The organism is Mizugakiibacter sediminis, assembly GCF_000953855.2.
Lineage (GTDB): Bacteria > Pseudomonadota > Gammaproteobacteria > Xanthomonadales > Rhodanobacteraceae > Mizugakiibacter > Mizugakiibacter sediminis.
In genome coordinates, this window is record NZ_DF970252.1 from 1 (window position 1) to 10,403 (window position 10,403).

Here is a 10,403-nt window from a genome sequence, read left to right on the forward strand (position 1 = left end):
GCCGATCACCCGCATCGACATGAACAACCTGGTGGGTTTACACAACTAGCTGGCGATGTAGCGCTGCAGGTGCTCGATCTGCTCGGCCTGCTCGTCGATCACCGCCTTGACCAGGTCGCCGATCGAGACCACGCCGATCACCTTGCCGCGCTCCACCACCGGCAGGTGGCGCATGCGGCGGTCGGTGCACAGCCGCATGCACTCCTCGACGGTGGAGTCCGGGCCGACCGTGACCACCGGCGCCGACATGATCTCGGCCACCGGCGTGTCGGCCGAGGCGCGGCCGAACAGCACCACCTTGCGCGCGTAGTCGCGCTCGGAAATGACGCCGACCAGGTCGCCGCCGCGCATCACCAGCAACGCGCCGATGCGGTGCTCGGCCATCGCCTTCAGCGCGTCCAGCACCGGCCGATCCGGCTCGATGGCGAAGACCTGCCGCCCCTTCGCCTCCAGGAGATGCTTGACCTGCCGCATGAGGCCCTCCCGAACCGGTCCTGGGTGACCGGCCCGGACAGTCTAGCGCGGCCGGCGGAGCGGCGCTGCTGCGCTGCGGCGGCGGGACGGGCGGGCGCTTGACGTCGCAAATGAAATATCGATAATTCCGGAAACATGAAAACATCGAATGCGCTCGACGCGTTGAAGGCGTTGGCCCAGGAAAGTCGGCTGGCGCTGTTCCGCGAGCTGGTCCAGGCCGGTCCCGAGGGGCTGCCGGTGGGCGTGCTGGCCGAGCGGCTCGCGCTGCCCGGCGCCACCCTGAGCAACCACCTCAACGTGCTGCGCGCGGCCGGACTGGTGCGTGACGAGCGCCGCGGGCGTTCCATCCAGTGCCGCGCCGACTACACGCGCATGAACGCACTGATCGCCTACCTCAGCGAGAACTGCTGCGCCGGCGATGCGACCGCCTGCGCCCCCGCGCCCGGATGCGCACCCACCTCCCGGAGCAAACGCCCATGAAGCGCTTCCATGTACACGTCAACGTCCGCGATCTCGAGGCCAGCATCCGCTTCTACGCGCAGCTGTTCGGCGCCGCGCCCAGCGTGGTCAGGCCGGACTATGCGAAGTGGATGCTCGACGATCCGCGCCTCAACTTCGCCATTTCGCAGCGCGAGCGCGCACCCGGCATCGATCATCTCGGCCTGCAGGCGGAGGACGCTCGCGAGCTTCAGGCGATCGGCGACCGCCTCAAGGCGGCCGACGCCGTCGCGCTGGCCGAAACCGGCACGACCTGCTGCTACGCGCGCTCGGACAAGTACTGGGCGGAGGATCCGCAAGGTTTGCGCTGGGAGAGCTTCCACACCCACGGCGAGGCGGGCACCTACTACGCGCCGCAGGACGCGCATCCCGCCGAGGCCGACGCGTGTTGCGGCCCCGGCGCCGCGTGCGCCACGCAGGCGCCGACGACGCCGGCTGGCGGCGCGGCGTCGGCCTGCTGCGGCGGCGGCTGCGCATGAACATCACCGCACCTCCCTACCACGTCCTGTTTCTGTGCACCGCAAATTCGGCGCGCAGCATCATGGCCGAGGCCCTGCTCGGCGTGCTGGGCGGCGGCCGCTTCGTCGCGCACAGCGCCGGCAGCCATCCGCGCGGACGCGTGCAGCCGTTGGCGGCGGAACTGGCGGTGGCGTTCGGCTATCCGGCCGAGCGCCTGCGCAGCAAGGCGTGGGATGAATTCGCCGGGGCCGACGCTCCGGCGATGGACCTGATCATCACCGTCTGCGACAACGCCGCCGGCGAAGTCTGTCCGGTCTGGCCGGGACATCCCGCCGTCGCGCATTGGGGCGTGCCCGATCCAGCCGCGGTCGAGGGCGACGAGGCGCGGCGGCGACAGGCGTTTCTCGAGGCGTGGTCGCGGCTGCGCCGTCGCGTCGAACTGCTGGTCGCGCTGCCCGACGACAAGCTGCACGGACTGGCCGCGAGCGAGGCGCTGCGGCGTATCGCCGAGGCCACGGCATGAATGCGGTCGCCGCGGAGGCGGTGAGGCCTGCGCTGGGCACGTTCGAGCGCTGGCTGACGCCATGGGTTGCGCTGTGCATGGTCGTCGGCGTGCTGCTGGGACGACTGGCGCCGGAGGCGTTCCGTGCGTTGGGCGCGCTGCAGTTGGCGCGCATCAACCTGCCGGTCGGCGTGCTGATCTGGGCGATGATCGTGCCGATGCTGATGCGGGTGGACTTCGGCACGCTCGGTACGGTGCGCCGGCACTGGCGCGGTTTCGGCGTCACGCTGTTCGTCAACTGGGCGGTCAAGCCATTCTCGATGGCGATGCTGGGGTGGATGTTCGTGCGTCATCTGTTCGCGCGCTGGCTGCCGGCGGAACAGCTCGACAGCTACGTCGCCGGCCTGGTGCTGCTGGCTGCGGCGCCGTGCACGGCGATGGTGTTCGTGTGGAGCCAGCTCGTGCGTGGAGAGGCGAACTTCACCCTCACCCAGGTCGCGCTCAACGACACCATCATGGTGTTCCTCTTCGCACCGATCGTCGGCCTGTTGCTCGGCGTCGCCGCCATCCAGGTGCCGTGGGCGACGTTGCTGCTGTCGGTCGCCCTGTACATCGTGCTGCCGCTGGCGATCGCGCAGGCACTGCGCGCACGCCTGCTGCGGCGCGGCCCGGAAGCGCTGGAAGCGGTGCTGCGGCGCATGCAGCCGTGGTCGCTGATCGCGCTGCTGACGACGCTGGTACTGCTGTTCGGCTTCCAGGGCGAGGCAATCGTCGCGCAGCCGCGGGTGATCGCACTGCTGGCGGTACCGATCACGCTGCAGGTGGTGTTCAACGCCGCGCTCGCCTACGGGCTGAACCGATGGCTGGGCGAAGCGCACTGCGTGGCCGGGCCCTCCGCCTTGATCGGCGCCAGCAACTTCTTCGAGCTGGCGGTGGCGGCGGCGATCAGCCTGTTCGGCTTCGCCTCCGGCGCCGCCTTGGCGACCGTGGTCGGCGTGCTGATCGAGGTGCCGGTGATGCTTGCTGTGGTCGCGGTGGTGAATCGCAGCCGGCGCTGGTACGAGGCGGCGTGATTCATTGCGGCAGGTAGGACGTGCCGCCGAGTTGCGCCATCTGCCGCTGGGTCCAGGCGGCGTGGCGCAGCACGTAGGGCGAGGGGCGGTCGGCGTGCAGGCGGCGCGGGTTCGGCAGCACCGAGGCGAGCAGCGCGGCCTGCCAACCGGAGAGATGCGCCGGCGTGGTGTGGAAGAACGCCTCGCTGGCGGCGCCGACGCCGTAGATGCCGTCGCCCAGCTCGGCGATGTTGACGTACACCTCGAGGATGCGCCGTTTCGGCCAGGTCGCCTCGATCAGCACGGTGAAATAGGCTTCGAGCCCCTTGCGCACGAAGCTGCGTCCGGGCCACAGGAACAGATTCTTCGCCACCTGTTGTGAGATCGTGCTGGCGCCGCGCAGGCGCTCGCCGTCCTCGGCTTCGCCGATCGCGTCGCGGATGGCCTCGACGTCGAAACCGTGGTGGTAGGGAAACTTCTGGTCCTCGCTGGCGACCATCGCCAGCGGCGCCACCGGCGCGATCTTCTCCCACGGCGTCCAGCGGTAACGCAGGTGGAAGCCGCGTTCGCCGCGCACCCACGCGCCGATGCTGCGTTCGATCATGAACGCGCTGGTCAAGGGCGGCACGAAGCGCAGCAGCAGCACGACCGCCCAGGTCAGCGCGATCCAGGCGAGGGCGGCGAGGCCGAGCGCGCGCAGCAGGCGGCGCGCGAATCCACGGGAGGCAGTCGACATGATGGCGGAAGGCGCCGGATCGGCCGGCGCGGGCAGAGTATAGGGGCTCGGGCGTGGCGCCGCGCGGTTGAAATCGCCGCCCGGCCGCCTCACCTGATGCGCGACGCCCCGCCGTTGCCGCGGCCAGCGCCGATGCCTTGCCGCCGCTTGACGCGAGGGGGCGCGGCGCGGTTACCGTCCCGCTCGGGGCGCATCCTTACGCTTGTTTCCCGCGAGGTCCTTCCAGCCGTGTCCCACGACCGCGATGTCCTGCACCGTTTCATGCTCGAGCGCGCCGGGGTGCGCGGCGTGCTCGTGCAGTTGTCCGACGCCTGGCAGGAGGTCGCCGGCCGCGCCGACTATCCGGCGCCCCTGCAGCGTCTGCTCGGCGAGGCGCTGGCCGCCAGCGCGCTGCTCACCGGCAACATCAAGTTGCGCGGCAGCCTGTCGCTGGAACTGAAGAGCCAAGGCCCGCTGCGCCTGCTGTTCGCCGAGTGCAGCGACGAAGGCCGCCTGCGCGGACTGGCGCGCTGGGAAGGTGCATTGCCGCAGCCGCTGGACCTCGGCGCGCTGCCGCAGGCCCTGCTGGCGATCACCATCGGCGGCACCGAGGCGGGCCAGCAGCGCTACCAGGGGCTGGTCGCGGTCGAATCCGCGCCGCTGGCGCAACTGCTCGAAGGTTACTTCGAGCGTTCCGAGCAGATGCCCACGCGCATCGTGCTGGCCGCCGACGGCGGACGCGCCGCGGCGCTGATGCTGCAGCGGCTGCCGCGCGAAGGCGGCATCGCCGGCGAGGTCGACGAGGATAGCTGGTCGCGCGTCGGCCACCTCACCGCCACGCTCGGCGAGGACGAGCTGCTGCGGCTGCCGGTCGAGGCGCTGTTGCGCCGCCTCTACCACGAGGAGGGCGTGCGCCTGTTCGCCGCGCGGCCGCTGGCGTTCGGCTGCGGCTGCTCGCGTGAACGCGTGGAGAACGTGCTGCGCGCGCTGGGTCGCGACGAGGTGGAGGCGGCGCTGGCCGCGCGCGGCGGCGAAATCGAGGTGACCTGCGAGTTCTGCGCCAGCCGCTACCTGTTCGACCGCGTCGACGCCGAGCGGCTGCTCAGCGCGACGCCGGCCGCGCCGGCCTCGCCGCTGTCGCACTAGCGCTCAGGACAGCCACACCGCCGGCGGCTGCGCCTGCCCGAACAGGAAACCCTGGCCGTAGACGCAGCCCATGCGCAGCAGCACCTGGCGCTGGCTTTCCTGCTCGATGCCTTCGGCAATGGTCTGCATGCCGAGCGAGCCTGCCATCGCCAGGATGGCGCGCACCACCGCGCTGCTGCCGCTTTCGCCGTCGGCCGGCAGGTCGGTCACGAACGAGCGGTCGATCTTCAGCGCCTGCATCGGGTACTGGTGCAGGTAGCTCAGCGACGAGTAGCCGGTGCCGAAATCGTCCAGCGCCACGCCGATGCCGTGCGAGCGCAGGGTCTCCAGCGTGCGCTTCACCCGCGCCGGGTTTTCCAGCAGCGCGCGCTCGGTGACCTCGATGCGCACGCGATGCGCGGCCACGCCGTGCTCGGCCATCAGACCGAGCAGGCGGCGGTCGAGATCGATGGAGCGGAAGTGGCGTCCGGACAGGTTGATGCTGACGAAGGCGCCGCCGGCGGTGAGCGCGGGCGACGCCGCGAACACCTGCTCGAACACTTTCCAGTCGATCGCCTCGGCGGAGCCGTTGTCCTCGGCGATGGCGAGGAAGTCGGCCGGCAGCAGCAGGCCGCGCTCGGGATGGCGCCAGCGCAGCAATGCCTCGTAGCCGACCGTGCCGCCGTCGTCGAGGCGCACGATCGGCTGAAAGTGCGCCTCGAATTCGCCGCGCGCCAGCGCGCGGCGCAGGTCGTTCTCGGTCTCCAGCAGGCTGACCGCCTCGCGGCGCAGGCGCTCGTCGAACAGCGCGTAGCGCTGGCGGCCCTCGTCCTTGGCGCGGTACATCGCCGAGTCGGCGTCGCGCAGCAGTTCTTCCGGACGGCGGTAGTGCGGCGCGGCCAGCGCGATGCCGATCGAGGTGGAGGTGAACAGTTCCTTGGCGCCCAGCCGGAACGGCGCGTTCAGCTCGTCGATGATGCGCTGCGCGACCTTGCACGCGCCCTCGGCGTCGCCGATGTCCTCGAGCAGCACGGCGAACTCGTCGCCGCCGAGGCGCGCGACCACGTCCTGCGCCTTCAGACAGGCGCGGATGCGCCCGCCGGCCTGGAACAGCAGGTCGTCGCCGATCAGGTGGCCGACCGAGTCGTTGATCACCTTGAAGCGGTCGAGGTCGAGGAACAGCACGGCGAACACGCGCGCGGCGTCCTCGTGGTAGCGGCCCAGCGCGCGCTCCAGGCGCTGCAGCAGCAGGCTGCGGTTGGGCAGGCCGGTCAGCGAGTCGTGCAGGGTTTCGTGCTTGAGGCGGCGCTCGATGCGCTCGCGCTCGGCGATCTGCTCGCGCAGATCGCGGTTGGCCAGCGCCAGCGCGCGCGTGCGTTCGGTGACGCGCCGCTCGAGCTCGGCGTTGGCCTGCTTCAGCGATTCCGCCGCGCGCCGGCGCTCCAGCGCGTTGGCGACGTGGTAGCTGACGAAGGTCAGCAGCTCCTGGTCGCGCTGGCTGTAGCGGTGCTCCTCGCTGTAGCTCTGCACCGCCAGCACGCCGACCGTACGCTCCTCGCACACCAGCGGCACGCCCAGCCAGTAGACCGACTGCGCGCCGCTCTGCACCAGCTCGCCGGTCGCGCACAGGCGCTCGATGTCGTCGGTGTGGGCGAGCAGGGCGGTGCCGTGGCGCAGCACGTACTCGGTGAGGCCGCGGCCCAGCCGGCGCGGCCGGCGCGAGGCGTCGAACTCGTCCACCGAGTAGGGGAAGTGCAGCTCGCTCTGGTCGTCGGAGAGCAGCGCGATGTAGAAGTTGCGCGCGTACAGCAGGCCGCCGATCACGCGATGCACGGCGGCGTAGAACTCGTCGATGCTTTCCGTGGTGCCGGCCAGCTCGGCGATGCGGAACAGCGCCGCCTGCAGGCGCTCGCCGCGCTGGCGCTCCAGCACCTGTTGCTGCAGCACGCGGTTGGCCTCGCGCAGCGCCTCCGTGCGCTCGGCGACGCGTCGTTCCAGCTCCTCGTGCGCCAGGCGGCGTTCCAGCGCGGTCTGGATGTGCTGGGCGACGTAGGTGAGCAGCGCGCGGTCCTGCTCGGTGTAGCGGGCTTCCTCGGTGTAGCTCTGCACCACCACCACGCCCATCACCTGCTGGCCGTGCAGCAGCGGCACGCCCAGCCAGTCCACGCAGTCCGGGCCGGTCGCCGCGAGCGGGCCGTCGACCTGCGCGGCGAGTTGCTCCATCGAGCCCATCAGCGGTTTGCCGCGGCGGATCACGTGCCAGGTCAGGCTGTGGCGCATTTCCTCCAGCGGGTAGTCGCGGCCGGAGTCCGGCGGATCGCGGTCGGCGACGTCGACGTAGTAGGCGAAACGCAGGGTGTCGCGGGCGGGATCGCGCAGCGCGATATAGAAGTTTTCCGCGTACATCAGGCTGCCGACGATGCCGTGCAGCGCGCGCATCACCTCGCGCATCTCGCGGTCGCCGCTGGCCTGGTCGGCGATGGCGTACAGCGCGCGCTGCAGGCGCTCGGCCTGTTCGAGGCGGGCGACCGACTGGCGCAGCCTCGCCAGTTCGGAAAGGGTGCCGAGGCGCAGGCCGCCGACGCGGGCCAGTTGGGCCAGCGCGGTCAGCAGCTCGAGGCGCGGGCTTTCGCCGGGGAAGACGGCTTCGAGCGCCAGCGGCAGACCCGCGCCGAGCGCCAGCCGCAGCCGGGTCCGGCCGTGCTCGCCGCGCCGGTCGAGCAGGGTGCCCGCAGGAGCCGGCGATGGCTTCGTCGGGGCGAGCCGCAGTTCGGTCTCCGGAAAGCGGGTGCGCGCATAAGCCCGCCAGGCGGCCTCGACGGCAGCCGGGGTATCGACGACCAGCAGGGACTCGAGCGCGTCCCAGGGCGATGCATTCGCCCCGACCACGCTCGTGCCCCCTGCCGAGAGCGCGGGATACGCTGGCGTCATCAGTCGTTCGCGCCGCCGGTAGTGGCCGGCAGTGTAGCGCTGCGACCCGGGGTCCGCACCGCCGAAGCTGTGAGCGGGCGCACGCCGTGGCCTGTTAGCAAAACGTAAAGAAGCGTATAATCCCCAGTCGTGCGGAACCGGCTGCCGTGGGGGCGGTCGATGGAAGCACAGCAATATTCATGCCCTTGAAGATGCGACGCCACCTCGCCCCGCTGGCCTTCCTGTTGGCCCTGCCGTTCGCGGCCTGGGGGCAGGCGCCCGTGGCGGCGCACGCGAAGCGGCTTGCCGTCACGCCGTTGAACCAGGTCGCCGAGGTGGCGCCGGGGGTGTACCTGCCGCTGTGGCGGTCGCCGAATGGCCGGGTGCTGGCGCTGGTCGCCGCCGGACAGACCCAGCCGGCGCCGCTGCAGCCTGCCGCGCCGCAGATCGGCAGCCTGCTCGACTACCGCCTGATCGGCGCATCCTCCTATCTGAACAGCGGCCTGAAACTGGACGTCACGCCGCAGACCTACGTGCGCGGCGGCGTGTCGCAGACGACCTGGTCGAATGCCGCTGCCGGCTGCGTGCCGGCCCAGCCCGGCGTCGACCACAGCATCTGCCTCGGCAGCAGCGGCTTGTCCCTGTTCGGCACCGAAGTGGGCGCCGGTTACAGCGGACGTACCTTCGGGCTGGACCTTTCGCTGGGGTTGAGCCGCGCCGAGGGTCCCCGCCGCGACGCGCTGCCGCAGATCGTGCCGCAACTGCCCACCCTGATCCCCGGCCTGCCGGCCGGCGGCCTCGAGGGCGGCAGCAGCCTGAATGCCCGCGGTCAGCTGCTGCTGGGCGACGACACCCATCTCGACATCGGCGCCGGCGTCGGCCGCATCCGCGTGCTGCCCCAGCTCGTCGCGCCCGGCGCCGACAGCTTCGACAGCAAGACCCTCAGTCTGGGCCTGGACCGCGGCCCGCTGAGCGGCAACATCGTCGGCCGCGTGCTGGAGCCTTCCGCCGGCACGAACTTCTCCATCCCCGGACAGCGCTGGACGGCGATCGACCTGGGCGTGACCCTGCGCCTGCCTTGGCAGGGCGAGCTGAGCATCGGCGCGCAGAACCTCTGGTCTTCGGGCACGCCGCCGCTGATCGCGCCGGGTGCGACTTCGCCCGAGCAGACCCGCGTGCCGTACGTCCAGTACCACCAGGACCTGTAAGTCCCTCTCCCCACGATTCGGCGGAGGCGATCTCCCGGGCCTCGCTTGCCTGCAAGGCCCGGTCCTTGGGGCGTGCGCCCTCCCATCCCCTGCGGCCGCCAAGTGCACGGCGTGGCGCCGTGCCGGTCCGCACCCGATCGCGCGCCCCGAGACATCGCTGGCCGCGCTCACCCCGCCTGCGCGGACCGCTCCGGGATCAAGGAAGCCGGCGCCCTGGGCGCAGGCGGAATCGGTCGGGATTTCCGCCACTTGGATGCAGGCCGGCGGCAGGCGTCGAGGCCTTGGACCCCATGCCCCGCGGCCCTCCGGCAGGGATTCCCAAGGGGTTATAAAGTTGTTAGCATCGGCCGCTGCCGAGGGTGCGGCAGGCCGCCATGGCGGCTCTTCCCGGAGGGGAACACTTGTCCCGAGTGGTTTTCCAGGACGGAAGCACTTGTCCCGAGCTGTGTCACAACTCTGACGTTGGAGAGTGTAATGAGACTCGACGTGAATAAACTTTCGTCGGCGGTCCGCCTTGCCCTTTCGGTGGGCGCGGTCGCCGGCATGGGGGTCGTCGGAACTGCCTACGCGCAGGATCAGGCCAGCCAGCAGCCGAGCGAGCAGAAGGCCCAGTCGCTCGAAACCATCGTGGTCACCGGTTCGCGCATCCGCCGCGTGGACCTCGAGACCGCCAACCCGGTGTTCGCCATCGACCGCGCGCAGATCCAGCAGTCGGGCAAGGTCACCCTGGGCGACCTGGTGCAGGAAGCCCCGTCCATCGCCGGTGCGGCGCAGAATCCGCAGGTCAACAACGGCGGCGGCGACGGCGCCTCCACGGTGTCGCTGCGCGGCCTCGGCGCCCAGCGCACCCTGGTGCTGATCAACGGCCATCGCATCATCCAGAGCCCGTCCGCGGGCGGCGTCGACATCAACCAGATCCCGGCCAACCTGGTCGAGCGCATCGAAGTGCTGAAGGACGGCGCCTCGGCGGTGTACGGCTCGGATGCGATCGGCGGCGTGGTCAACATCATCCTGCGCTCGAACTACCAGGGCGCGGAGTTCAGCGCCGACTACGGCATCTCCGACCGCAACGACGGCGAGCGCCGCGGCTTCTCGGCGACGTTCGGCCAGACCGGCGACAAGGGCTCGGTGATCGCCGGCATCAACTACAACAAGTTCGACCCGATCTCCTCGGCGGACCGCGACTTCGCCAAGGACGCCACCTACCTTTACAGCGGCAGCGTGATCAAGCTGGGCTCCAGCCGCAATCCGAACGGCCGCATCTTCCTGCCGGCCGGCGACCCGACGCGTACGGCATTGGGCTGCTCCTCCGTGACGAAGCTGCCCGGTACCGACGGTACCAGCCGCGCCGACTACCGCTGCTATTCGGGCGCGACCGACAGCTTCAACTACCAGCGGCTGAACCTGATCCTGACACCGCAGGAGCGCACCAGCGCGTTCGCGCTGGCGAACTACCAGCT

The 10,403-nt window shown here is 70.8% G+C and carries 10 protein-coding genes; 7 read left to right on the top strand and 3 right to left on the bottom strand.

Features of this window, described 5'->3' with window-relative positions:
* Positions 1–45 precede the first annotated feature (45 nt).
* A complete protein-coding gene (locus tag MBSD_RS13450) occupies positions 46–474 on the bottom strand; it encodes a CBS domain-containing protein (protein WP_062537816.1) in 429 nt (142 codons plus the stop codon).
* A gap of 135 nt (positions 475–609) precedes the next feature.
* Between MBSD_RS13450 and MBSD_RS13455 the strand changes: the two genes are divergently transcribed.
* The 4 genes from MBSD_RS13455 to arsB are packed head-to-tail and all read left to right on the top strand — an operon-like array spanning position 610 to position 3,006.
* The gene (locus tag MBSD_RS13455) at positions 610–954 is read left to right on the top strand and encodes an ArsR/SmtB family transcription factor (RefSeq protein WP_062537817.1); all 345 of its coding nucleotides are present in this window, start codon (positions 610–612) and stop codon (positions 952–954) included.
* Positions 951–1,451, top strand: a complete 501-nt coding sequence (locus MBSD_RS13460; protein WP_062537818.1) for an ArsI/CadI family heavy metal resistance metalloenzyme — start codon at positions 951–953, stop codon at positions 1,449–1,451. Before MBSD_RS13455 ends, MBSD_RS13460 begins: the two co-directional genes overlap by 4 nt.
* Positions 1,448–1,954 carry an arsenate reductase ArsC gene (locus tag MBSD_RS13465; RefSeq protein ID WP_062537822.1) on the top strand — a complete coding sequence of 169 codons (507 nt, stop codon included), beginning with the start codon at positions 1,448–1,450 and terminating at the stop codon, positions 1,952–1,954. Before MBSD_RS13460 ends, MBSD_RS13465 begins: the two co-directional genes overlap by 4 nt.
* Entirely contained in the window at positions 1,951–3,006 is a 1,056-nt protein-coding gene (arsB, locus tag MBSD_RS13470; RefSeq protein ID WP_062537819.1) for an ACR3 family arsenite efflux transporter, read from the top strand. The genes MBSD_RS13465 and arsB overlap by 4 nt, the downstream gene beginning before the upstream one ends.
* A 1-nt stretch (position 3,007) precedes the next feature.
* Here arsB and mtgA read toward each other — a convergent pair whose 3' ends face one another.
* Positions 3,008–3,721, bottom strand: coding sequence for a monofunctional biosynthetic peptidoglycan transglycosylase (gene mtgA / locus MBSD_RS13475; protein WP_062537820.1), 714 nt, complete (start codon positions 3,719–3,721; stop codon positions 3,008–3,010).
* Positions 3,722–3,949: 228 nt separating this feature from the next.
* Between mtgA and hslO the strand changes: the two genes are divergently transcribed.
* Positions 3,950–4,846: an Hsp33 family molecular chaperone HslO gene (hslO, locus tag MBSD_RS13480; protein ID WP_272898343.1), complete on the top strand. Its 897-nt coding sequence runs from the start codon at positions 3,950–3,952 to the stop codon at positions 4,844–4,846.
* 3 nt (positions 4,847–4,849) lie between these two features.
* On the opposite strand, the gene MBSD_RS13485 is transcribed toward hslO, so the two are convergent.
* Positions 4,850–7,756, bottom strand: a complete 2,907-nt coding sequence (locus MBSD_RS13485) for a bifunctional diguanylate cyclase/phosphodiesterase (protein WP_082306678.1) — start codon at positions 7,754–7,756, stop codon at positions 4,850–4,852.
* 179 nt (positions 7,757–7,935) lie between these two features.
* On the opposite strand from MBSD_RS13485, the gene MBSD_RS13490 reads away from it, so the two are divergent.
* A complete protein-coding gene (locus tag MBSD_RS13490; RefSeq protein WP_114693278.1) occupies positions 7,936–8,943 on the top strand; it encodes a hypothetical protein in 1,008 nt (335 codons plus the stop codon).
* A 486-nt stretch (positions 8,944–9,429) separates the two neighbouring features.
* The coding region (locus tag MBSD_RS13495) for a TonB-dependent receptor plug domain-containing protein (RefSeq protein WP_237071815.1) at positions 9,430–10,403 on the top strand (974 nt) is incomplete at its 3' end.